This is a genomic window from Catalinimonas locisalis (genome assembly GCF_038039535.1).
Taxonomy (GTDB): domain Bacteria; phylum Bacteroidota; class Bacteroidia; order Cytophagales; family Cyclobacteriaceae; genus Catalinimonas.
Window position 1 is genome coordinate 68208 of sequence record NZ_JBBPHP010000014.1, and the last position, 24439, is coordinate 92646.

A 24439-nucleotide genomic window follows, 5' to 3' on the forward strand; every position below is an offset into this window, starting at 1 on the left:
TCTTATAGGGTGAATTTAACGTCCAATTTTATAGTGAGTAAATCCTTGAAGGAAAGACAAATATCCTTATCAAAAAAATGCCTAATATTTTGATTAACTGACCAAAATCTATTAGCATTAACCTTATTTCGTTTTGTGTTCTATCCTGATATGAGTAGCAAAAAACGGATGATATATGCTTTCTAAAATCATTATTGCAGATCAGAAGATATAGCCAAAACTTTTATCTATTATTATGATACAACCTTTTAACGCTCACCCAACCTGTCTAGCTTGTATAGCCTTTCTTACCTTAAGCTGTCTTAGTACCACCATGTCACCTCAGGAGAAGACAGAAGTGTTTGATAGCAAAATTATTTCCAGAGCACAGAATGCAGAAGCAACTTACAACTCTGATGAAAATTTGAAAGAAACTTCTATCCAAGTAGCTGTCGATCCGAATAAGATTGCATTAATCATAGCGATTAGTGAGTATGATTCAGAAACGGGATGGGATAAAATAGCATCAACCAATGATATACCCTTAATCAAAGCTTCTTTAGCAGCCCAGGGATTTGATACTGTCAATAATGTTGCCGTTTTGCAAGATCAGCAAGCCTCCCGAACTGGCATCACACAAGCTATTCAGCAACATTTGTTGAAGAAAGCTCAACCAGGCAGTATAGCCGTTCTCCATTATTCGGGACATGGGCAGCAGGTATTTGATGACAACGGAGAAGAACTGGACGGTTTTGATGAAGCGCTAGTACCCTATGATGCACCCCAGAAGGTGGAAGGACCAAATTCCGATTATAAGGGAGAAAAACATTTGCGGGATGATGAACTGGGTTTACTGCTGAGACAGTTACGCCAGAAGATAGGCCCCTCAGGTGATCTGATCGTTGTTTTGGATGCATGCCATTCGGGTACGGCTACTCGGGGAGAACTAACCCATGTTAGAGGGACGAATACAAAGATTGCTCCCCCGGGTTATCAACCGTCTCAATCCCGAGGTAAGAATGAAGGTTGGGATGAGGCTGGAGAAGGGAATCAGTTATCGCCCATAGTAGTAATAAGTGGGGCAGGGGCCAATCAGCTTAACTACGAAGCTCGTGATAAGAACGGTAACCGGGTAGGTTCACTTTCCTACGCCCTTAGCCGTACCCTTAGTAAAGCCGAAGCTCATACTTCTTACCGCGGGCTATTTGATATGATTATGGTAGACATGAGTTCGCTGGCTCCTCGCCAAACTCCCCAGATAGAAGGAGATCTGGACCGGCAGATTTTAGGTGGTCAGGCGGTACCTCAATTGGATTACTACACCGTGAAGGAGCACTACGATGATAAAAATATCACCATTAAGGGTGGGCAGCTTTACGGGATTTATGAGGATACTGAAGTTGCCTTATATGATATTGATACTCAAGATACTACTGGTGTAACTCCTAAAGCATCCGGTCGGGTAATTGCTTCCTATTTACAGGAAAGCGATGTGTTGTTGGATCAGGGGGTAAGTCAAAGTGAGGCAGAAAATTCCTGGGTATTTATTACCAGCAAGAATTTCGGAGCCATGCAGGTGAAGGTAAAACTGGATATCCGGGAAAATGAGGCTTTTACCAACGCCTTGAGAAAAGAGTTTGCCGAAGCCCCCCTGATTAAGGAAACCGCTGAAAACCCTGAGTTGCTGATAGAAATGAATACGGAATTTACCAAAGAACAGGGAGTCAATGCACTACAAATTATTACGGCACATGATTATGTAGTTTATGAGAATGTTGTTCAGGAAGCTCGTACTCCGGCCATTGCTGAGGACGTGACGGAGAAGATTATCTCGTACGCCCAGGCATCCTTTCTCCGTAATCTGGAAATGGAAGCTGAGGATATTCGGGTATCCTTTGAGGTAATTCCTATTGAAGCGGAGCAACAGGGCCGAAGGGTAGTTGAAACCCGCTCCCTACCGATAGAGAATAAAATGAACAAGGAGGGTATGTTGGTTCTCAACGAGGGTGATTATATAAAATTACGCATTATTAATCATGGAATAAAAAAAGCCTACTTCGCCTTACTAGATATTCAACCGGATAATGTGATCAATGCATTGATACCCAATAATGGAAGAACGGCCGAAGAATACGTGGTTGCGGCGGGTGATACTTTGATACCCAATGATATTTTTCAGATTGGGCGGCCTTTTGGTACCGAAAATTTCAAGCTGATTGCCACCACCGAGCCTTTTGAAATCGGGCCAATCGTTACTACCCGGGGAGAGTCTACCGGAAGAGGTGGGAATCTAACCCCTCTGGAAAAACTATTTAGAGATACATATAAGACTAAACGGATGAAGAATAGGGGAGCGAGTACCCCTAGTGTGTCTCCTTCCTCAGGACATATTGAGACTTTGGTGTTTAGGATAGAAGAAGGCAAATAAAATCATGGGCCAGGGTTATGTTTTGACCATAGCTAAGCATGTATAGAGTAAAAAAAATGCATAATATTGAGTCAATCGGAAAGTTCAAGACCCTAACTGGGAAAATAGATAGGTTATCCTATGTTTTTTTACAGCAATAATCGGCAAGAAAAAAATAGGGGGGCAGGGTAACCTATTTGTCAAATCGTCATCCTCCGCTAAATATTAATCACTTTAATTGAAAACAGAACAAACCATTCGTTACTGGATAGAATCTGAAAGAAATGTGACTACGGATATTATGTGCTCCTAACTTGTATCTTCTTATAACCAAAGCCTCTTATTCTTCATAAGGGGCTTTTGTTTTTAGGGTAATAGTATTGCTAAATGAAAATTCCTGCTTCTCAATCATACCTCCTAACCCTCCATCTTGGTTTTAAATAATTTTTTCCAAAGGATGGGTAACGTTTTTCCCTTTTCGCCATAGATAGATGAAAGTAACACGTAGAATTCTACGCTAACGGTTTTAAAGATAGTCTACTAAAGCTAATTCAGACATTCACTAAAAACCTTAGCTGCTTTCCGGAAAGCAGGGCTGATTACCCGTGTGGGGTAGGTATGATGCTCTGCTTTCTAAACCCCACCAGCTAAACGGCTGAGCCAATTTTTCTAATTCTAATCTGGAAAAAATGAAAACTTTAGCGAAATCCTTCATTGGAATGGTGGTTGTACTATGTCTTACTAGCAGTTGCGATGTTGTCGGTTTTGACGATGACTTAAAAGAGCATACCGAACAGGCCTCTGGTTCTGGAGGGTCGGATCAAGACCCTTGTCGCAGAGCTTGTGAATAATTGAAGAAATGCGTCCTTTGGGACGCGCTTCTTTTTTAGTATTTTCAGCTATGTTAGCCCCCACTACCGTTTGATATAAAAAAGATTTTATACTGTTTCTCTATCTGATATGATTTCTATGGTTACGATGATGTTAATACGAATAATAATTGCATACATCAGGCTCAGGAATTACTAATGTCACTTCAAAAACGAATTGAGTAAATATGATATCTGTAAAACGAATCACAAGAGTTGGTGATATTTATCCGAAGGTATGCTAGTTTTATAAGTGACTGTTGTTTCAGTCCCTTACTTTTGCTACTTTTTACTGACTATAAAATCAGGTAAATGAAACTACGTAAACCATATTTTACTCTCTTATTTCTGATTAGTGTCAGCCAAACACTCGCTTCATCAACTAATTTTTCGAATCCTGATTCCCTATTCAATTTAGCAGACCAATACTTTGAACACAATGATACAACTAGAGGTTTTCAACTTTTGGATTCTATGCTCCAGCTTTACTCTTCGGAGGATACGATGGTATCAGATATTTTAAATGAATATGGGTACTATTACTACCTAATGGGTAGTTCAAACCAAAGCTTACATTATTATCAGCGATCGCTCGCACTTGAACAAGCTATGTCGGATACGGTGAGAATTATTGGGAGATTAAAAAATATTGGAATGACCTATTGGGATATGGGGCGGAATCAAAGTGCTTTAAATCATTACCTAGAGGCATTAAAGCTGGCCCAACTCCTAAATCGACCTCAATCTATTGCTTCGGTAAATAACTCATTAGCAGTATTAATGTATGAAATGGAGCAATATGATAAAGCAAAGGAGTATTATGAAGTTGCTTTGAAAGAATGGACGCACTTAAAAGATACCCTACGATTATCTTATGTCTACAACAATATTGGTCAGGTGTACTACGATCAGGCTGATTATGATAGTGCTTTGCTATTTTATCAGCAAGCTTTGCATTGGAAAAGGCAAATTGATCAATCTAGAACTCTACCTACTACATTATATAATCTTGGAAACACCTATCTATCTCTACAGCATCTGGATACTGCGTCGTATTATCTAAAAGAATCTTATAGAATTGCTCAACAATATGATATGAAAGGAGCAATGGCATCCGCCAGTAATAGCTTGGGAGAACTCTATTTGTCCAGTGAACAAATATCAACCGCTCGTTCGTATCTTGATACTACGAAGATTTTGCTTAATCAGCTGGATTCCCGGAGTATTCGCCTAGAGTATTTCCGTTTAGAAGCCCTTTACCACGAAAAAACGGATCAAACAGCAAGGGCACTTTCCTACCAAAAGCAGTGGGCTGCACTCAGGGATAGCCTCTTCAATGAAGAGCGGCTTAAAGTGATGGAGACCCAGGCTGAGTATACATTACATCAAGAAGAGCAAGCCAGGGAAAATGCTGAACTACGGGCATCAATTGCCCAGGCTGAAAGTGAACAACATCAACGCTACACCCTGGCAGCGCTTTCTGGTGGAGCAATTCTGACAGTTATTAGTATCGTCTTGTTTCGTTTGTATAACTTAAATCGTAGAATGAAAGATCGCAATGCCGATCTGGTACGGGAAGTGCATCATCGGGTCAAGAATAATTTACACTCAATCTCCAGTTTGCTGAGCCTGCAATCACGACGATTAGAAGACGATGGTGCAAAAAAAGCAATGAGCGAAACGCAGTTGCGTATTCAATCTATGGGACTGATTCATCGTCGTTTGTACGGAAATCAGCTTACTGACGTAAACATGCGTGAATATTTAGAAGAATTAATTCCTCAGGTATTGGACTCATTTGGTTGCAAGGCAGACTTGCAACTTTCTCTGGACGATGTTATGCTCGATGTTGATCAGGCCGTACCCGTTGGCCTAATCACCAATGAGGTAATTAGTAATGCCTGTAAGTATGCTTTTCCCGACCATACTCAACCTACTTTGAAGGTAACTTTTCAGCCAGCTTCAGCCCAATCATACCTGTTAGTTATTCAGGATAACGGTCCTGGAATTGACTTGGATAAATGTAATGGTTCCAAGACGTTTGGTACCAAACTAATTCATTTGCAGACTGATCAGCTAGGTGGAAAAGCTGATTATCAGATTCAAGATGGAACATTGTTTCAATTAACTTTTCCAAGAAAATAAATGATACAAGGGTAAATTTTAGTTTTACTCTGATAAATACAGTAACTTTTTCAGAAAAGCTTCATTAATCATTAAAACCAATTAAAATGAATTCTTAGAATTATGGCTAAAGTTAAAATATTGATTGTAGAGGATGAACTACTTGCTGCCGAAGATATCAAAGAACAGCTGGAGGAAGCAGGGTATGAAGTAACAGGGATTGCCCGTTCTTATGAAGGTGCCCTCAAGCTGTTTAAGCAAGAACTACCGGATTTAGTACTTCTTGATATCCAACTTGATGGTGAGAAGAACGGAATTGCTGTAGCCAGTACAATTAATAAACTAACCAAAGTACCCATTATTTACATCACTGGTAGTGCAGAAGATAATTTACTGGAACAAGCAAAAAATACCCAACCAGTCACTTTTGTCTTAAAACCATTTAGGGCAAAAGAGTTTATCACGAATGTAGATTTGGCCATTGAGAATTTTGCTCGACAAAATACCAAAGATCATTTGCTATTAGACAATGCGGTCTTTATTCCTACATCCGATGGGGGGCATGAAAAAGTGTTGAAAGATGATATCTTGTATGTTGAGGGAGATGGTAGCTATACGTCGCTAATTACCAAGTATGGGAAAAAATATGATATCACCCTTTATTTATCTAAGCTTATTCCGCAATTAGAATCTGATGACTTGGTTCGGATATCAAAAAAGCATGTTATTAATGCCCATCATTTGACCAAGATTGAGAAGAAAGCCATTTGGTTGGGTGAAGAAAAATTATCGGTGGGTGAACATTATCGGAAAACGCTTATGCAACGTTTAAGTTTTATTAAAACGAAGCCCTGAGTTTAATTAGAACCTAATGTTTATTAGCTGGAGTTAACTTAGTTTTTAGTTATTACAGCCTTTCAACTCCAACTCTCTAAAACATTTGAGTTATCTAAATTCTGAGTCAAACAGTTCAGCTAATGCATTGCGTATTGAGTCCCGCTCTCGGTTCCTAACAGTGCGGATAATCTTTTGCTGGAGGGCTACTTCCCTACGAAATTCAGCATCCTCATTTATTCGCTCTTCTAACTCTAATTGCAGTTTATCATTTAAAGTTCCAGCCAAATACTGGTCAATTATATAAGTTTTATCCTCTTCGTTAATCATGGTTTTTTTGGATTTAATATTTTCTTCAATCGCTCCATACACTTGTGCTTTGCTACTTTCACTGAGTTCAACGTTTTGTATCCAAACTCCTCTCTAAGTTCCTCCATCCTGGTTTTATGGTAATACACAGCCAGTATTAAATCTTTACAGGGAGAACCTAAACTATCGATTGCCTCCCGTATCTTTTCTTCAGAAGGTAGGTTAGAATCCTCTTCAGGTAATATTGGTGCTCCCCCTTCATTTTTCTCCTCATATACGAACTCTTCGCCCTCATTGTCATCAGCGAAATTTTCCATGTTTTCTTGGTTCTGCCCTTTCCCATTTTTCCGGAGCCAAGTCAATCCCTTATATTTACATATTGCACATAGGTAAGTACATAGCTTAGAGGTTAATACAAAGCCCTCTTCCTGCGAATTTTCGTAAAGGACGATTATACTTTCCTGAAAAATATCCTCAATGACCTCTTCAGGAATTCCCATTTTTAAGAGAACTCCTCGACATATAGTATAACATTTTAATGCCTCCTGAAAAGCTCGACGATCGCACTTTTTGAGTAATTCTATTAGTTCTTGTTCGGTCACGGTGGTTAGTCGTAGTAGTTTTTAAATAACACTTCAAACTAGGAAAAACCGCCCACCTTTCAAAAGAAGAAATATTTTTTAATGCAGCAGGCAGCTATTATTTAGATTGATACCGCTAACCACAGCCATATCGGGTAGTAAGAAAGCCAAATAGCCAGAAAGGCAAACAGGAAGGGGGGTAATCTCCTCTAGTCTTGAATAATATAGGGAAGTGCCCGTATAAGATTCGTATTGAGCTGGTATAGCTAGTAATAAAGCAGGCTTTTTCATATTAGTCAGTGTTGAAGTTGATAATGATTTTCTTCTGACTATATATGATACAATTCTATATTAGTTACCAATATTGAACAAGAAGCTCACCAGGGAGCTTCTTGTTCCTACTAATCTTATCTTTTATTCTACCAGCGTAAAAGCAGCCCAGTCAGGATTATCATTGAACCGCTGGCGAGCTTCCTGTTGAGCCTGATTAAAGGCGGTACTGACTGGCTTTTTTTGATCAATCAATAAGTCATAAAACCGTTGCATGGTAAACTTTGCAACTTCATCATCAACGCTCCACAGACTCATAACAAGATAACGCACACCCGCCTCCCGAATAGCCCTCTGCAACCCGTATACTCCTTCACTGTTCGTAATATCGCCAAGCCCGGTTTCACAGGCGGATAGTACTATCAAATCAGTGTTTTGCAGACTCATCTGAGCAGCTTCGGAAGCCAGTAAAATACCATCGTCTATATCTTCCGGCACATTCTTTTTACCCATCCAGGCATTATTACCTCCGGCAAACACCAGGCCCGATCTTCGTAATGCTAAAGTTGGGTCATAAAGTTCTTCGTCTTCTTCTTTGTCCTTCTTTTTTTCGGTTTCTGAATTAGCCAGAAAAAAACCATGTGTTGCTACGTGAACAATTCCCGGAGACTCAGCTCTTCGATCTCCTAGCTTTTTGAATCTCTCTTCCATAGCGCTGCTACCCGTAAAGTAATCATACTGAGTTTGTTTATCGTTTAGAAGATTAGCGATGGCTTCCACTTCATAAAGTGTCCCATCTAATTTTTTCCATTCTTCCTTTTCTTTATCTTTGTATACAAAGGCATTGCCATAGCTCACCAGGTTTTCACTTTCTGCCATAGCCAGTAGTTCGTCCGGGTTGGCGTTGAAGTTAATATCACCAAATAAGGCAGCCGAATTAGTATTTACAGGTTTTGTTACCGATCCAAAGGCAAGTAAGCGCGTACTACCAAGATGATGTAACTGGTAGCGCTCAACCAATGCTCCATCAGGAGATGGTAAGCCCGCAAAAGACACCTTATGTAATTGTCCAGTGGGTGAAAAATGTACAGTCTCACTCTCATTGAGCAGTGGTTCTAAGGGTTTCCATATCAGATCATATAGCTGATCACCTTTACTTAAACTGGTTTTCACAGCACCTGCCCCCCGGTATAATTGGTTAGCAATTGTCTCAGATTCCTCTCCCTTTACCAGTTCTATAATATCAGCTTCTTTACATAAAGGAACAATATGAGGATATTCATCTTCTGGACGCATTACGACCGCAGCGTAATAGATAGAGTCAAAGGGAGTAACTTTTTCTTCCTCTTCTTCACTGTTCTGCAGTACTTTTCCCTTTTCGTAATAAGGAAAGTGTAAGAATTCTACTACCGCTTCACCGGCAGAGAGGTTTTCCCGAATGGCTACCCACTGCTGCTGGTTTTCAAATTGGGTTTGCCGGTTAAGCTCTTTTTTGAGCTCTTGCATAGCAAATTTTACAGAATCTATGTAATTCCTAACTTCATCATCTTTCATTTCTTCAAGGTTGGTTGCCGCTACAATATTTTTGGCATCAATCCATAAATCGTATACTCGGAGAAGATATTCATCATCAGAGTTAGTGACGGCTTGTTGCATAAAGCGGTTTTTCTCTAGCAACTGCCCTTTTTCGAGTAGTATGTTATTGTACGCAAGTCCGGTAATAGAGGGATATTCCCGGTAGTGCCTTAGTACAAAGCTGTTGGCGTAATTGGAGAAGGCATAAAAGTCAGAAACAGAGCGCATTTTATCTTCCTGACCCACCAGCAGGGAGAACTCACTCATGTAATTATGAAAACCTTCGTTGGCTCTAGCGAAGCAAGTGTCTGCCTGGGTAATGCGGTCCACATTTTCATAAAAAACTCCAGCTCCTAAGGCGGTGGTTGCAAAGATAACATTGCTAAATATGGATTGAGAAGTATCTCTCTGCTGCTTTTTAAGTATATATTCTTCAACAACTTTCGCTTCCAAAGAATCAATCTGAGCTTCGCTAAGAGAAGCGTAATTGACACCAGTGGCTACAAACTGCGGGATCAACGGATTTTCCTCTTTAGGCTCTTCATCCTCCTCCTCTTTAGCACCTAGAAATGCTCGGATGCCTATTTTGGGACGCTCCACACTATCTTCGGGATTGTTATGCTCATTAAGCGTTTCTTTGGTTTTTTTTCCTTTTTTAAAAAGACTTATACTACCAAAAACATCATTAGCGGTGCTCTCTAGAGGGGTACCTTTAAATAGAGATTTATTCTCTTCAGTTTCCTGATCAATCTGTTGAAACTCACCTCCCAGGTCTACGAAAGCCAAAATAGTCGTCCACCGTCGGCTATCAGCCTCCGGATTCTCAAAAGCACTCAATGCCAGGTTTTGAGCTTTCTTTCCTAGTTTGCTTTTCATCAGTGTCATCGTTCGTAATACTTCCTCAACGCCCACTTTTCGCATGGTTTCCGAGAAGGTTTTAATCCTTAGGTGGTTAATAAGAGCAGAGTCGGTAGGGGCTATTTTCAATTCTTCATAATACGCATTGTACATTGGCTCAATCTGATCTCTTTGGTTTGCCGCCTTAAATGCCAGATTTTTGTTATGAAGAAAGAAAACATATTCATCGGTAGTTTTACCAAATTCCTCTTCCGCTCGTTCCATACCAGTATCGGCCCAGAGTAATGCACTATCGTAGTGCTGTTGCTCAATCATGGCTTTACATTTAATAAAGGCATACCAAGGCCTTTCTGTGATGAGTTGTTGACCGTAAGAGGGTACTAAAACAATAAGCGTGAGTAGGGTGAAAAGGTATCTTCTCATAGCGATGGTGGTTGTGCTGAAAGGTTGAAATTTTGAGAATTGTTTTTATTAATTATTACCAATATAAACAAGATTTTTTATTAAGCCAGTGCAAAAGCAATCCAGTGTATAGAATTGTTATGCTACTCATCTACAACTGAGCTTTGCGAAATGCCTAACCGAAAGCTAACCTGTCTTGCGACTAGCACCAGAAAAAGTGCTGCTTTAATTCCTGGGTTTACTGGTCAGGTTCATGATTAGGTTTTTAATCTCTACATTGTTTATGCTTATTGCAGTTCATACAATCCTTTAAGAAAAGTGTTTTTTTTGATAAATGCTAATGTGAAAATTTAGACTTTATCCGACTATAAGAGTTTGCTTAAAGTTTTGATCAACATTAGAAAGTATTAGATACTCGTCAATTTGTCAATTTGTCTGAACAATTACCCTTTTGGTGTGAAAAAAAGTTTCACTTGTACTAAAAATAGTACCTTAAAAGCGTTCAAAAACACTTCTTTCAGTTTGGTGAGAGGAAAAACTGCTTTGGTGTGAAATCAGTCAGTCTTCGAAAAGTTGTTAGCAGAAAGAGGGTTAAATAGCTTTTTTATTATCAAAATGTGAGTAATTTTATTTCCAGTTGCAAAAACAAAAGAGTCTATTTTACTAAACTACCAATAATTATTCTCAGCAGCACTTCGGGCATCCGCTCGTAAGCACTCTTTTTCAAGAAAAATAAAAAAGTTATCCGCTCAAGGGTAACCTTTTGTTAAACCTGTCATATACTAATGAATTTGGTTTTCATTGGAACTACCTGGTAGCCTGAGCTGCCCTGGTACCACTACGTCTCCTTTTGTTTACATTAAACTTACACCCATGAGAAACTACACACTGATACTATTACTATTGAGTATACTGAATTTTTCCTGCCAGGAAGATAAAGACCTAGATCCTCAGGAAGAAAACTCCGGTGAACTGCAACCCATAGCCAATAATGGGATGATGGAGGCGACCATTGACGGGGAGCCATTTTCTACCAGCCTCATTTCTTCTTCAGTTGCTATCCATAATGAAAATCCTACAATAGATGTGCTCACCGTAGCAGGAATAGCTATTGATGCAGGAGACACTACTATTGTAGGTATTCAGTTATACGGAGATTACCAAACTCTGGAAACTAATACCACTTATACTTCTTCGGCCACCGGAATTTATCCGGCAGTAGTAGGTATCTATTCGCCTGAACCATCTGCTCAACAAACCGCAGGCTTCGGATCGGGAGAATTAGTAATCACAGTGCTGGATAAATCAGCCCTGAAAATATCGGGCACCTTCCAGATAGCAGGAGAGATGATCAATCTGGGAAGTCCTTCTAATCCGGTGAATTCCACTTTCTCCATAGAGGGTACTTTTCGGGACGTCACTTTTGAGCAGATACAGTCTGGCCAATAGGTTTTCCTTTACAATATCAACCAACAAAACATACAATCATGAAAGCTTACATCACACTACTTGTCTTTGTCTTTTCACAACTGATTATAGGCCAATCAACTGTCTCTGCCCAGGGTGCTTTCTCGCTTAGCGCCGGGCCTGACTTTGCTACACTGCAATTCGCTACCGACGGAACTATTTCGTTCTATGATAAAGACGGGCTCGATATTGGCCTGGCCGTACCTACATCCGTTACTGGTAGCTACATGTATGATCCGTTCTACTCTTCACTGGTAGACGATGAATTTAATTTTCACGTTTTGCTTAGCGGGGCTGCGGGCATGTACGGTGGTTATCAAGCTGACCATTACAAAGTTTACGCAGCTCTTGGATACGGTGCCCTGCTGAGTTCTGAACCCTTTACCTACTCTTTTGATGAAGAATTTTTCCTAAATGATGACTTTTACAATCATCTTAAGTATGGCTTTTACGCTCGCTTTGGCGCTAGTTTCCAAAAGTTTGGGCTGCGGATCATGTCTATGAGTGATCTGCTACAGGTTTTCGGTACTTACGATCTTACCGAGAAAATTTTTGCTGGAGCTGGATACCGTCGCTTACTAAACGGGGTTGACGGAGCTACTTTAGCCGGGCTAAGTATTCCCGGATTGCAAAAATTTGATGGCTTTCAGGTAACACTAGGTGTCAAGCTCTGATCCTCAAAAATTTATTACACAAACCATTTAACTATATACTACTATGAAAAAGTTAATTTTATTAATCACCGTATTGGTGTGTGCATACGCACTTCCCAGCAAGGGACAAAAGATTTACGAAAAAGGGGACTTGTTGATAAACACTGGAATAGGCTTGGGTTCAAGTGTATACGGTACCGTCTCTTTAAACGGCAGCGTAGAATATTTTGTCAATGAGGAACTTTCTATTGGGGGAGCTATTGGCTACTCTGGCTACCGACGAAACTACATTTTTAATGATCCCTTAAGAATCAACGTATTTTACTTTGGTCCGAGAGGTTCTTTTCACTTCGCCGATGCCTTGGATATAGAAAATGAAGCGCTAGATCTTTATGTTGGTGCATTCATTGGTTTTGGAATAACAACGGTCTCATACCGTGGTGAACGCTATAGTGGCTATAGCGACATCAATGACTTTGGTTATGATATCTTTGGAGGCATACGGTATCAGTTTAACCCGAAAGTTGCTGCCTATGGTGAATTAGGTTTCGGCGTTTCGGTATTACAAATGGGCGTTAGCTTTATGCTATAATCACTCTTGTGTTACATACTTTCAACCTTTCTCTTATGCGCTACTTAAAAGCATCTTTATTACTGCTGTTAACAGTCGCTACATGCTCTTTGTACGGACAAACAACGGAAACGGATGTGCAGGAGATATTGCAGAAACTGGATGCAGGTGAAGCAGTGGAAAATATGGTGATTAACCTGGGTGATATCAACTTCCAGTTTGGGACTGCTGAGTTGGAGCCCCAGGCTACGGCCTATCTGGATCAAGTCGTGAACCTAATGCAAAAGGCTCCCAACATTGATCTCTATATTCAGGGGTTTGCTGATAATACTGGCGATGAAAATTTCAACAAACAGTTATCTTCAAATCGAGCAAAGAATGTACAAAAGTATCTTGAGGAGAAGGGTGTTGAATCAGACCGGCTCATCAGTGAAGGCTTCGGGAGTGATAACCCTGTAGCCGATAACAGTACCTCTGAAGGAAGAGCTAAGAACCGAAGGGTAGAAATGGAGGTGATCAAGCCTGAAGCCGTTGAGACAATCCAGGATATTATTGTATTGACCAGCCGTAAGCGAATTGGCTCGGTAGTACTTAACTATGACGAAGAAGAAGTACGCTACCAACAGTTCACCAATAATGATACCTTGGTTGTCAAAACAGAAAAGGTGGATACCATCTACTTTTCCGATGGTACTGTCAAAGCTTTCCCTAAACCTGTTAAAGAGAAATTTGATTTCGCCCAATGGTGGAATGATAATGTACCGATTTTCAAAACATCTGAATCCTTCCACCGGGGGAATTTTGTGATTGGTCTGGGTATTGGGTTGGATAATGTGGACATCGGCTATCGTAACAATCAGATAAATATCCCTCCTGTCATGTTCATGGCTGAGCTTCCTATAGGCCACAATATAGGCGTCGGAATTACGGCCGGAGCAATGCACTGGGGTTTTCCGGAAGTTGAAGACATTCTGTACGAATATTATGCAGTGAGTGCCCGGGTGGCTTACCACTTTAATTTGGGGCGTAAGCTGGATTTGTATGCCGGAGCAGCGCTTACGGGAAGACAAATAACGAAAACGGAGCTTGGTGAAAGTACTAGCTGGCAAGAAATTGACCCTGGTTTATTGCTAGGCATTCGCTATTACCTGAACAATACCTTCGGGTTCTTTGGAGAGATAGGAGACGAAAGTGTAGCCTATCCTAAAGTCGGTCTGGTAGTCAAATTCGGAAAGTAAAATACAAATCAAAGCGCATGAAAAATCTAATCATATTATCGGTAATAACCGCTATTTGCACCTCCTGCTTTGAGGATCACGCCGATCTGATTCCTGATCGTGGACTGAATGGTGAGCCCAGCGGAGCTGTAATCAATACTAATGTTTTGGACATAAATGGAGAAACCTTAACCCTTTCTCTGGATGTTTTTGTGGTAGATGGTCAAGGTAATTTTGCCGGAGGCTTAACAGGTAGTAATTTTGATGTTGAAAGTATCAGTATTCTCTTTGGTGACAGTATTGTTTTCACAAATACTCAAGTCGGTGCTTCCAGGACAAGCTCCAAAGGCAGTTATGCGGCTAGCTTGCTACTGGACCAAAGCGGTAGCATTACGAATACTGACCCCGACAACTCTCGGATTGAAGCAGCCAAAATATTCTGTGGCGCCCTAGGGAGTAGTGATTATGCTTTGGTATCCAGTTTTACTGATGACTACCCTACTGACTTACTAGTTCATACCGACTACACACAGGATACTGCAACGCTTAACAGTAGTTTGAATGCCTTACTTTACAGAGAAGGAGGAGGTACTCCTCTGTACTGGTCAAGCTATATCATGGTAGGATACACTGAAGAAAATGCCCCAGGTGCTAACAAAGCAATCATCCTGTTTACCGATGGACAGGATACTGAGGGGGGAGTAAGTATTCAGCAACTCACTGACTATGCTTCTGACATGAATGTTCAAATCTACACAATAGGATTAAGCAGAGATGTTGATTTCGGCGTGTTGTCTACCATTGCGGCAAATACTGGTGGTGCTTTTATGTGGGCAGAAGAGACCGAGCAACTCATCACCATGTTTGGAACCTTGGGGGATTTGCTCAGTGGTAATGCCCTATACTATCAGACGCTGTGGGAAGCAAACATTTCTTCAGGCGTATGGAGTAGCAATACCTCTTTTGTAGCTGAGATGGTCATTACCCTTGCTGACGGAAGTCAGTTTACTGTGCCCTTTGAAGTGAAAATTCCTTGACGATGAGTTACTAAAAACCCTCATATCCTTAATAAAAAAGAATACTTAGAAATTAACATTTATTCAATTAATACACACTATCAAAATTCAATTATCATGAAACTATCATTCTACTTTCTATTATTTGCAGGAATTTTGTTTTCTACCATGGCTCAGGCTACCGTGATCCGGGTAGATAACAATCCCGATTCATCAGCTGATTATATCAAATTACAGGATGCTATCAATAATGCCGAGTCTGGTGATACTATCTATGTAGTCGGCTCCCCGAATTATTATGATGACAACAGGACAGTAATAAGAATTAATAAAACCCTTACAATAATAGGCCCAGGATATTTCTTAGGTGAAAATGAAGAAACTCAGGCTGTCAAACAAGCAGCATTTGTATATAGAATGATTGTTGGTGAGGGAGCTGACGGAACTACCATAAGTGGGATGAATATTGGAAACAATAGTAGTTATATAACAATCAATAATGATCGTTTTGATGGTAGTGATGGAACTAGTGGGCCAAGTGATGTTAGGTTAGAACGCAATGTTATTGAGGCTATATATGTTTCTAATGCTAGTAATACTTTAATCTCCCAGAATTACTTTAACACAAATGATTACCCTATCAGAATTTATCAAGAAGCAAGTAGAACAATCATAAGAAACAACATTATAGTCGTAACTAGAAATCTTGTCTCAATTTATGGTATTGATAATGTTAGTTTAGTTAATACTGTAATTGAGAATAACACCTTTGGGAGTGGCCTGTATCGAGTTCATGGTGCAACTATTCAAAATAATATTTTTGCACAAGGAATTTTAAATGATTGCGATAATAATAATGTAAAGAACAATCTTTTTACGACCACGCAGGAAGCTGTGATACCAGAAAACTCTACAGGTAATACACTTAGTAGTAACATTTTCGGAGCAGTACAAGCAAATATTTTTGTAAACCCTGCCCCTTCTATTGACAATGAGTTTAAATTAGCATCTGATTCTCCAGCAATTGGGCAGGGCATCAATGGAGAAAATTTAGGTGCTTTTGGAGGAGTAACACCCTATAAATTATCTGGTTTACCTCCGATTCCTGCTATTTATGATCTAGATGCTGCCAGTGTAGGCACACCCAACGAGGGTTTGCGGGTGGTAATCAAAGTTAAATCTCATAACTAGAGTATTATGAGATGGTTAAGTATTTTAATGATCATTGTACTCCTGCCAGTTAGCCTTTGGGCTCAAAATATTACTGCGGCAGAGTACTTTATAGATGAGGATGCCGGTTTTGGTCAAAACATTTCTATACCTATTTCTCAAAATGGAAATGAATTAAGCCTTGAGTTCACTGCTGTACTTGCTGATCTGAGTTCGGGCATCCATGTATTAGGTGTTCGTGCCAAGGATGAAAACGGAATATGGAGCCTGACTACCAACAGAACATTCTTAGTAGATCGTCAATCATTAACCTCTATTGGTATCGTAGCTGCGGAATATTTTATTGACTCAGATGCAGGCTTTGGAAATAACCAAGCCATTGAAGTCAGTGGCACTTCTGGGTTAGACACTTTAGAATTTGATGCCGATTTGGGCAGCCTTGACCCGGGCATTCACATGCTATACATGCGGGCAAAAGATGTTAATGGAAAATGGTCTTTGGTTACAAAGCGAGCGTTTGTAGTGGCAGATGATAATGCTCCGTCAAATATTGTAGCACTCAATTATTATTACTACGATATAGCTGAAGATACTATTGCAGGAGAAGGTATGTATACCTACAATATTCCAGATCCGGCACCAATAGTAGACCTTGAGTTTCCCGCAACGGTTGAACCCTTGGAAAATGGGAAAAACTATATCATGTATGTGTGGGCTACGGATGACAATAACAGAAGTAGTTTAGTAAGCACTACTGACATCACACCTTATACTGAGACCATTCCTATAGATATTGATACTATAATGGTAAATAACCTTGCCTGTGCAGGAGAAGAAAATGGTTCTATAACAATAGAAGCCTCAGGGGGGGTAGGCGAATTACTTTACAGCATCAGTACAGATAGTGCTATTTTTACTTCTACTAATGTATTTGAAGGTTTATCTGCAGGTACATATACTGCCTATGTTCGTGGAAATGTAGATAGTTATGTAGAAAGCCAAAGCTTTACGATCACTGCCCCTGAGCCACTGGTACTGGAAATAGCAGAGGCTCAGGATGTAGACTGTGCTAGTGATGCTGATGGCCGAATTGAAGTCAGTGCCTCTGGAGGGGCGGAAGAGGGGTACACCTATAGCTTGAATAACTCAGATTTTCAGGAAAGCAATACTTTCACCGGACTTGTGGCAGGCAACTATTCTATAACGGTGCGCGATGCTAATGGATGTACGACTGTATTAGAAGAAACTATTGATGCCCAACGACAAGCTCCGGCAGCACCTACCATACGCCGCTCCAATGAGTCTGACTATGTTGATGAACTGTCCTTGATCGCTGAAGGAGTGAGTTCTGGAGTTGAACTACAGTGGTACAAAGATAATGAACCCATTGCAGGCGCTACGGGTAACACAATACCTGTTACTGAGGCTGGAAGCTATTATGTAGTGGCTAGTAATGGTAGTTGTGTTAGCCAGGCTTCTAATGAAATCAGTATTACCGGCCTAAGTGAGGTCATTGCACAGCAGATAAAGCTCTATCCGATTCCAGCAAATGATAGAGTTAAGTTAGAAATACCACCACAGCTAATTGAGGGTGATATTACCATTGAGTTTGTTAATAGCAATGGACAGGTACTTTCTTCAACACCTTTCGGCAGTAATAGGGGCTTCTTCTATTCAGATTTTGATGTAAGTACACTTCCCCAAGGGATATATTTCATCATGCTAAGAGGAGATGATGTAGTGGTCAGAAAGAAATTTTCCAAGCAATGATAAATCTGAATAAAATGAAAGCTTATAAAACCCTATATTTATTTATCTTCCTTCTCTTGGGAGTATATGCTTGCCCTCCACCTCCTGATCCTCCTCAAGGACCTACTACTCGTGAATTGATTGTACTACCCCGGACTATAAGTAGTATTACTACTAATGGAACCGCAGTTAGTACAACTAATGCACAAGTAGAATTTACAGTAGGAGGGCAATACACTTTGCGCATTCCGGATTTTAGTGGCCTGGCTAATACTGGTAGCTGGACTTTATCTAGTGATGAAAAGACCATTATACTGGAAGATGGCAGTACAGAAGTGATGGCAACCATAGTATCTATAAGCGAAACCAGCATGGTACTGGAGTTTAGCTATGAATATTTTAAAGGCAATACTGTCACATACAGAATCACATTAAATAGTTGATTGAACTCTAAAAATCTACAACATCATGTTATTTACACATCATGAACTTCAATAAATGTAGTCTAATATTATTACACTTCTTTTCAGTAAAATTTTAAACTAGAGAAGGGGCTGGTTTATCACTCAAAAATAATGTAGTAGTGTGATAGTGCCTGTGCCTATCTGCTGCTTTTAGCAGCAGTAGGTGCAGGTTTTTTTTCTAAAATGATTTTGTCAAATTTTCACCAAATTTCATGACCCACATAATTATTAGGTGGAATTCCATATTTGAAAAGAAGACACATCCTAGTGTCGTCTTATTTTCTTCTTTCTCCAGGGAGCATCCATTTGCCAGTTTCCGGCCATAATGCATCCATAGGGAAGGATTTCATCAACCACCTCTCCTAATCCGAACTCCTTCATCTGCTCCTGAACGTTTTGGGCATTTTTGTAGGCAGAAGGCAACTCAAAGATGTCAACATTTGAGGAAAAAAATGGACATCCAGGCCTTTGGTCTCTTCCTCAAATATTTCCTGAATAGATTGATCGGTTTTCTTCCTGATATGCTTGGTACAGCTGATATTCCGGCCCGCTCCGTGCGGAGCGAAACCAAGGTTTCTGGATGTGGTTACACCACGAACAATTAATACCGGTTCACTCATATTTAAAGGTATGAGTCGTAACTGTTTGTGACTATCAGGTACGAACTTATCATCCAGGGGAGTGGCCCCTTCGGCATGGTAGAATGTATCACCCTCTTTGAAAACAAAGTTATGTTCATTCCAGAAACGAACCAGTGGATCAATCCTGAGTTTTTCGCAAATTTTGTCGTGAATATCATGATGATTCAACTTAGTCCACTTACGAACTAATTGAGGCGACTCCCAATATTTCTTACCCTGATCTTCAGCATAAGGAATCCAGGTATTGGTGGGTCTTGTTTGTGGGGAAATCTGCTTTCTGAAGCTTTCAGCCACCTTCATCCCTTTTTTGTAGAGGTTAGCGCCAAACCCCCGGCTTCCATGATGGGTAATCATGATAGTTTCACCCGTCTGATTTGATTGGCCAACAAACAAAAAAGTGATTACCATCCCCCTGGGTTCCAAAATGAGTTCTGGCGAACATCATGCTTCTTTCATCACCCAAAAAGTAATCATCAAGCACTTTCTCCTCAAACGCCTTAGGAAGAGCGAAAAACTCATCACGACCACCACCCCAAAATGCGTTATTGACTGAGCAGCATCCAAAACGCTTTTCGGATCTACATGACCTGACCTAAAGAGGTCATCATAACTGAACGGCAGAAACAAGAGAATACCGACCTAAGCCAAATTAGAGTGCCTGTAGAACATGTGATGGCTGGGGTTAAAAGACTTAACTTTGTAAAAGAGAAGATCAGGTTACGTTTCCAAAATATACGCGACCAAGTCATGCTTATTGCCTGTGGGCTGCATAACTTAAGAACTGCTAACAGAACCGCCTAACAAATTATCAGAATAATGTCTAATATCCTTCTTTATTTTCATATTCTGGACAAAATATGAAGAAAATAGAGCGCCCCCTGGAAACCTTTGTCCCTTAACCCTAAGGGGGCTATGCGCTTAGTAAAACTTGATTTTATTTTACCAAATAGCTCGTGAGAATTTCTCAAATATGCTATGTTTTGGAGGTAGTTATGGTTTTAATGCTTTTAATCCACACGGGTCAAAAGCTCTGTTGCTGATTGTCTTAGTAAAGAATTTTCACTTTTTGTCAACTGTTGTGCTGTAATAATTACCTTATCTGAATGATGACTGGCACTTTTTAATACTTCTAAGATCTTTAATAGAAACCATTCATTTTCCATATCCATATCTTCACTCAAAGCATCATATAAGCTTTGATCAATGGTGTTAATATCTTTTAGAGCAGACAATATTTGCAACTTTTCGTTCATTGGAGCATGATGGTAAATTTTAGCCAGTTCAGTTTGAATAAAGGTGCTGTTGACATTAGATTTTGCTAAAGATTGGGAAACCAGTGTACTAAGATGAGGGTCGTCTTCTGTATTTAAACCCTTAATCACTAATGAATCGGTTAAGGGAGAAGGCGACAGTTTTCCTTGTGCGAGCAAATCGAGTAAGAAGTAGCTGTATTCTTTTTTACTACTCTTCAAGAGCTTACTCATAAGCTCATCATCACTTTTTAATTCAGTTAAGGTAAGGGCTGCCAGTTGTTCTTTCTCTCCTACATGAATCAGGTGCCAGATGGTGTAGGTGGTATACACCGCATCATCCACAGCTTCATCAGCTATTTCCTTTTTGGTTGCTCCTGTTGCACCATCTACCTCAGCATCAGCATATGGATCATCTACCAATTCTGAAAGCTCATATTCTCGCAGGATAGACCAATCATTTTGCAAAATACTCATCAATTGGTCATAATCCTGCTGAGAAAAGTCACTGTGGTCAGTTTTGGTTAGATGTTCTCCATATACTTCAAGCCCACGAAAACTGCCGGTACAATCCCAATAAATGCCAATTTCAATCAACTTACATTCACCAGTCAGACATACCGGAGTTTTTAATTTTCTATACCAGTACACGATGCCATTTTCATCTTGCAATCCTTTTATTTCTACTTTTTCATCTTGATCATCAAGGATACAATATTCACCAGGTAAAGGTGATAGATTCAAGTTTTTCAGAGCGCTACTTTGGAAATAAACTTCATCTGAATCCCAGATTAACAAAAAGCATAAGTACAGGAGAAATAAAATCCGACTGATTATCATGATTATAAAAATTATACTTCTACTTCTTTAACAAGCTTTTTGCCTGGTCTGGGATATTGTAAGCTACCCACATATTTTTTCCATGCTTTGGCATTAAAACCATGATCTTTCTGTGTCAGTTCTGTTAACTCTTTGACAGCAAACGCCTTGTTAAAATGATGAATATCTTCCAGATAGTCAGCCAGTAACATATAACCAGTTTTACCCCCACAACGAGCCAGTGCCGAAGCAATAGCAATTTCTAAAAAGCCTCCGTACGCTCTCCAGCGCACCTTATCATAATCTTCTGTGATGTAACCTTTGATGTTTTCATCCCGAAGCAGTTGCTCAAAAGCCGGAATAAATGAAGCATCAGGTATCCGCTCCGCGTAAAAACATAAGTTCAGGATTCTATTATAGAAAGGAATGATTTTTAAATCAATCCTGCCATTGTAATAAGCATTGGAACGTTCTACCATACCTCCTCCTGAAACCGTATTATCAATAATGTGCCTGATGGTTGGATTGCTTTTGGGATCTCCGGACATGGCAAGCAAACCTATATTCTGATTGATCCGCCAGAACAAGCCTTCCAATACATTCTTTTCTCTACCCCTGATAAAATCATAATTGTCTACATAACCACCAGGGTAACCTTCTGCTTGTTCCTGAGCAAACAATTTTTTTAACTCATCTACAATTAGGTCATTACCAACAGGGTTGCCAAACCAAGCCAGAGCTTTGGCTGTCAACAGCTTTCCTTCACCTACAAACTCCACTTCAGTATTCACAGTACTGTTGAAGTATTCTAGCAATACAGGGAGGGCTTTTTCTTTTGGTAATTTACTGCATTCAAATAGGTATTCCCTTTCTCCATTGGCCAGATGCATAATTCTTCTCTGGATTTCTTCATCGTTTTCCCTCAAATTCCAGGTAGACTCCCGGGTATAATTGGCCGGTAAATATCCCAGATCTGCCCATTCTTTTTGAAGTCGGGAAATATCATAATTTCGGGGCTGGGTATTGTTCCAGGCTAAGTCTGCTGCTATTTGTCCGGTAAGATAGCCTAGTACAATGATATCAGCCGTCATTCGGGTAAATTGCAATGCATTGTGGGTTTGGCTAATGCCTCTCCCGGAAATCAACAAACCATCCAAAGTCTTAGGTACAATGCTTCGGTAGGGAATTTCAACCACGATGTCATTGGAATGAGGAAGCAAAAAACCACATTTCGTAAATTCGGACGAGCCCACGTTATGCGGATCAAAATCGCTGCTGGTAAGGGATATTACATCTTTAAAGTGGGTGCCTTCGGCAGCGTCCAGATAATTCAATACATATTCTCCCTCAATTCTTCGCGATTCCCTGACTGTCAGCATAGGATGGAACTCATAAAAGTGGGCTTCGTAATGTGACAAAAACAATCCGCGTTGCAATTCAGATATTTTGGTATTGTCTATCACATCATAATCCCGGTTGGTGGGTGAAGGCATGTTAACGCCTCCAATGTCCCACTGGCTATAGTTCTGGGTCTCGCCGGTGCGAGAATTGCCTATAAAAAAAGGTGCGCCTGCAAAAGCAGCAATGTCTCCGTCTCCGGTAGCGTCAATGGTAATTTGGCTCTCAATGGCTTCCAATTTACCATTACGACACACCAGTATGCCTTTGACAGTATTTTTGTCAACCAATGTATTGCACATGATCGCTCCCCCTAAAAACCGTCCGTCGGCGTTCAGCATACTGGTAAGATGGTATAATTTTCTGCCTGTCTTTTTGCTCATGTTGGTTTCAAAAGCGAGTCTTTCGGCATCATCACTTTGCTTTTTGAAAAATTTGTTGGTGGTAACGCCATGGTAGTATCCCATCACACCCCCCATAGTTTTAGTACCTCCCAGATCATTGAAATAATCCACCACAATAGTATTAGCTCCTTTTTCGGCGGAGCCAATAGCGGCAAAGGCACCTCCAGTACCGCCTCCGGCTACCAGCACCTGACACTGTTCTTTATTTTTGACAAGTTTCGCAAAATCAAACGTAACATTTTTCAAAGGAACAGCCAGCCCCGGTTCTTCCATGTCTGTGATATGCAGATTTGCAATAGGAATCACATTCCCAATAGTCAGTACAGACTTAGTTTTTGCGTTGGTTTTAGCGTACTTTATGCTATCCACCAGTTGCTTCGCACTTGCTTCTAATTCTGTTACTTTTTTACCGCTTAAGTAGGCAGAGGAATTGGCCAGCAGATAATGCCCCTTCAATTGGGTTGATGGCAAAGTTTCATCTGACAAGAAAATAGAAGTTTCTAAAGGGAATTGATTGATCTGAGCTTTTTGAAGAGAAGTATCCAGGCTACTCAAATTTTCTCCCAGTTTTGCTGATATTAACCTCGCCTGATGTTCTATTTCTTCAGGTTTTTGTGAATTTACAGGAAATTCAAATTCAATAAAGGATTGACTATCAGAGAGTTTTCCCTGATGGAATTTCAGTGTGTTTTCATGTAGGCCATAATCACTTGAAACTTTGACTTCCTTTTTCTTGGGTTGATCAACATCTGACAGTTCCAGTACAAAGCCAGCTCGGTCTACTTTGTAATTTTCATCCAGAATGCCTCGGCTAAATAATACCTGGTCGGAAGCATCAATAAAGCTTCTGCATTTAACAGCATGCATACCGTGTTTACCAGCCAGGAGTACGCCCTGTATATTTTCGTTGTCAGTGAGGACGCCGCAAACATCAGTCATCAAAAGGATGTGAACTTTATTCACCAACAGATTGCGCAGTAACCCTTTTCGGATACTTCCAGAAAAAAGGAGTACTTCATCTCCAAAAAGGCTGTTTCCATAACCTCTCCCCCCAGTTCTTTGAGATTCCTGCTTTTCATCAGATGGCAAAAATAATTGTTGAAGTTCAGGACGAAAGTCATCAAATCCTTCGGCACCTAGCCACAATTTATTTTTGGCAGCAATGTCATAGCCAGGGCTGGTTCTTTTATCCACAATTAATACTTTTTTGCCCTGTTTGCTTGCATGTATAGCTGCAAAGTATCCGGATAAACCTGCCCCATTGACCACAATGTCATATTCATCAAAACTGGCCTGAGCAGAAAACTGACTATTTATCTCTTCTAAAACTCTGGCGTTCATTAAGCCGGGAGTCATTAAAATAGCTCCAGTGGCTGGTATGGTTAAATTTAAAAAGTCTCTTCTTTTCATAA

General features: G+C 40.2%; 19 protein-coding genes. 12 read left to right on the forward strand and 7 right to left on the reverse strand.

Annotation, left to right across the window (positions count from 1 at the left end; all coding sequences use genetic code 11):
• Window positions 1-235 precede the first annotated feature (235 nt).
• The 3 genes from WJR50_RS17705 (at window position 236) to WJR50_RS17715 (ending at window position 6234) form a co-directional block, all read left to right on the forward strand.
• Complete coding sequence (locus WJR50_RS17705) at window positions 236-2407, forward strand: caspase family protein (protein ID WP_341294638.1); 2172 nt, start codon at window positions 236-238, stop codon at window positions 2405-2407.
• Window positions 2408-3567: 1160 nt separating this feature from the next.
• Window positions 3568-5400 (forward strand): tetratricopeptide repeat protein, encoded by a 1833-nt coding sequence (locus WJR50_RS17710; RefSeq protein WP_341294639.1) that lies wholly within the window; start codon window positions 3568-3570, stop codon window positions 5398-5400.
• A gap of 102 nt (window positions 5401-5502) precedes the next feature.
• Window positions 5503-6234: a response regulator gene (locus WJR50_RS17715; protein ID WP_341294640.1), complete on the forward strand. Its 732-nt coding sequence runs from the start codon at window positions 5503-5505 to the stop codon at window positions 6232-6234.
• A 90-nt stretch (window positions 6235-6324) separates the two neighbouring features.
• Here the strand turns inward: WJR50_RS17715 and WJR50_RS17720 are convergent, their stop codons facing one another.
• The 4 genes from WJR50_RS17720 to WJR50_RS17735 form a co-directional block, all read right to left on the reverse strand.
• A complete protein-coding gene (locus WJR50_RS17720; protein ID WP_341294641.1) occupies window positions 6325-6543 on the reverse strand; it encodes a hypothetical protein in 219 nt (72 codons plus the stop codon).
• Window positions 6540-7022 carry an RNA polymerase sigma factor gene (locus WJR50_RS17725; protein ID WP_341294642.1) on the reverse strand — a complete coding sequence of 161 codons (483 nt, stop codon included), beginning with the start codon at window positions 7020-7022 and terminating at the stop codon, window positions 6540-6542. The genes WJR50_RS17720 and WJR50_RS17725 overlap by 4 nt, the downstream gene beginning before the upstream one ends.
• 180 nt (window positions 7023-7202) lie before the next feature.
• Window positions 7203-7394, reverse strand: coding sequence for a hypothetical protein (locus WJR50_RS17730; RefSeq protein ID WP_341294643.1), 192 nt, complete (start codon window positions 7392-7394; stop codon window positions 7203-7205).
• Window positions 7395-7517: 123 nt separating this feature from the next.
• The gene (locus WJR50_RS17735) at window positions 7518-10229 is read right to left on the reverse strand and encodes a CHAT domain-containing protein (protein ID WP_341294644.1); all 2712 of its coding nucleotides are present in this window, start codon (window positions 10227-10229) and stop codon (window positions 7518-7520) included.
• 852 nt (window positions 10230-11081) lie between these two features.
• Here WJR50_RS17735 and WJR50_RS17740 point away from each other — a divergent pair.
• The 8 genes from WJR50_RS17740 to WJR50_RS17775 all read left to right on the forward strand — a co-directional run bounded on the left by WJR50_RS17740 (window position 11082) and on the right by WJR50_RS17775 (window position 18494).
• Window positions 11082-11657, forward strand: a complete 576-nt coding sequence (locus WJR50_RS17740) for a hypothetical protein (RefSeq protein ID WP_341294645.1) — start codon at window positions 11082-11084, stop codon at window positions 11655-11657.
• 38 nt (window positions 11658-11695) lie between these two features.
• A complete protein-coding gene (locus WJR50_RS17745) occupies window positions 11696-12349 on the forward strand; it encodes a hypothetical protein (protein WP_341294646.1) in 654 nt (217 codons plus the stop codon).
• Window positions 12350-12425: 76 nt separating this feature from the next.
• Window positions 12426-12920: a putative outer membrane beta-barrel protein gene (locus WJR50_RS17750; RefSeq protein ID WP_341294647.1), complete on the forward strand. Its 495-nt coding sequence runs from the start codon at window positions 12426-12428 to the stop codon at window positions 12918-12920.
• Between the two features lie 35 nt (window positions 12921-12955).
• Window positions 12956-14137: an OmpA family protein gene (locus WJR50_RS17755; RefSeq protein ID WP_341294648.1), complete on the forward strand. Its 1182-nt coding sequence runs from the start codon at window positions 12956-12958 to the stop codon at window positions 14135-14137.
• 17 nt (window positions 14138-14154) lie between these two features.
• Window positions 14155-15153: a vWA domain-containing protein gene (locus WJR50_RS17760; protein ID WP_341294649.1), complete on the forward strand. Its 999-nt coding sequence runs from the start codon at window positions 14155-14157 to the stop codon at window positions 15151-15153.
• A 96-nt stretch (window positions 15154-15249) separates the two neighbouring features.
• Window positions 15250-16323 carry a right-handed parallel beta-helix repeat-containing protein gene (locus tag WJR50_RS17765; RefSeq protein ID WP_341294650.1) on the forward strand — a complete coding sequence of 358 codons (1074 nt, stop codon included), beginning with the start codon at window positions 15250-15252 and terminating at the stop codon, window positions 16321-16323.
• A gap of 6 nt (window positions 16324-16329) precedes the next feature.
• Window positions 16330-18072: a T9SS type A sorting domain-containing protein gene (locus tag WJR50_RS17770; RefSeq protein WP_341294651.1), complete on the forward strand. Its 1743-nt coding sequence runs from the start codon at window positions 16330-16332 to the stop codon at window positions 18070-18072.
• Between the two features lie 14 nt (window positions 18073-18086).
• Complete coding sequence (locus WJR50_RS17775; RefSeq protein ID WP_341294652.1) at window positions 18087-18494, forward strand: hypothetical protein; 408 nt, start codon at window positions 18087-18089, stop codon at window positions 18492-18494.
• A gap of 398 nt (window positions 18495-18892) precedes the next feature.
• Here WJR50_RS17775 and WJR50_RS17780 read toward each other — a convergent pair whose 3' ends face one another.
• The gene (locus tag WJR50_RS17780; RefSeq protein WP_341294653.1) at window positions 18893-19510 is read right to left on the reverse strand and encodes an RtcB family protein; all 618 of its coding nucleotides are present in this window, start codon (window positions 19508-19510) and stop codon (window positions 18893-18895) included.
• 300 nt (window positions 19511-19810) lie between these two features.
• Between WJR50_RS17780 and WJR50_RS34215 the strand changes: the two genes are divergently transcribed.
• On the forward strand, window positions 19811-19957 hold the full coding sequence (locus WJR50_RS34215) for a hypothetical protein (RefSeq protein ID WP_445223473.1): 147 nt from the start codon (window positions 19811-19813) through the stop codon (window positions 19955-19957).
• Window positions 19958-20163: 206 nt separating this feature from the next.
• Here the strand turns inward: WJR50_RS34215 and WJR50_RS17785 are convergent, their stop codons facing one another.
• Window positions 20164-21150, reverse strand: a complete 987-nt coding sequence (locus WJR50_RS17785) for a hypothetical protein (RefSeq protein WP_341294654.1) — start codon at window positions 21148-21150, stop codon at window positions 20164-20166.
• Between the two features lie 107 nt (window positions 21151-21257).
• Window positions 21258-24437 (reverse strand): FAD-dependent oxidoreductase, encoded by a 3180-nt coding sequence (locus WJR50_RS17790; protein ID WP_341294655.1) that lies wholly within the window; start codon window positions 24435-24437, stop codon window positions 21258-21260.
• Window positions 24438-24439: the final 2 nt, after the last annotated feature.

Bases quoted from the DNA above. Each gene is read 5' to 3' on its own strand.
- WJR50_RS17755 (WP_341294648.1), top strand. From the start codon at position 12,956: ATGCGCTACTTAAAAGCATCTTTATTACTGCTGTTAACAGTCGCTACA.
- WJR50_RS17720 (WP_341294641.1), bottom strand. From the start codon at position 6,543: ATGATTAACGAAGAGGATAAAACTTATATAATTGACCAGTATTTGGCT.
- WJR50_RS17725 (WP_341294642.1), bottom strand. From the start codon at position 7,022: ATGGGAATTCCTGAAGAGGTCATTGAGGATATTTTTCAGGAAAGTATA.
- WJR50_RS17705 (WP_341294638.1), top strand. From the start codon at position 236: ATGATACAACCTTTTAACGCTCACCCAACCTGTCTAGCTTGTATAGCC.
- WJR50_RS17765 (WP_341294650.1), top strand. From the start codon at position 15,250: ATGAAACTATCATTCTACTTTCTATTATTTGCAGGAATTTTGTTTTCT.
- WJR50_RS17745 (WP_341294646.1), top strand. From the start codon at position 11,696: ATGAAAGCTTACATCACACTACTTGTCTTTGTCTTTTCACAACTGATT.
- WJR50_RS17740 (WP_341294645.1), top strand. From the start codon at position 11,082: ATGAGAAACTACACACTGATACTATTACTATTGAGTATACTGAATTTT.
- WJR50_RS17730 (WP_341294643.1), bottom strand. From the start codon at position 7,394: ATGAAAAAGCCTGCTTTATTACTAGCTATACCAGCTCAATACGAATCT.
- WJR50_RS17735 (WP_341294644.1), bottom strand. From the start codon at position 10,229: ATGAGAAGATACCTTTTCACCCTACTCACGCTTATTGTTTTAGTACCC.
- WJR50_RS17780 (WP_341294653.1), bottom strand. From the start codon at position 19,510: ATGATTACCCATCATGGAAGCCGGGGGTTTGGCGCTAACCTCTACAAA.
- WJR50_RS17770 (WP_341294651.1), top strand. From the start codon at position 16,330: ATGAGATGGTTAAGTATTTTAATGATCATTGTACTCCTGCCAGTTAGC.
- WJR50_RS17790 (WP_341294655.1), bottom strand. From the start codon at position 24,437: ATGAAAAGAAGAGACTTTTTAAATTTAACCATACCAGCCACTGGAGCT.
- WJR50_RS17715 (WP_341294640.1), top strand. From the start codon at position 5,503: ATGGCTAAAGTTAAAATATTGATTGTAGAGGATGAACTACTTGCTGCC.
- WJR50_RS17760 (WP_341294649.1), top strand. From the start codon at position 14,155: ATGAAAAATCTAATCATATTATCGGTAATAACCGCTATTTGCACCTCC.
- WJR50_RS17775 (WP_341294652.1), top strand. From the start codon at position 18,087: ATGAAAGCTTATAAAACCCTATATTTATTTATCTTCCTTCTCTTGGGA.
- WJR50_RS17710 (WP_341294639.1), top strand. From the start codon at position 3,568: ATGAAACTACGTAAACCATATTTTACTCTCTTATTTCTGATTAGTGTC.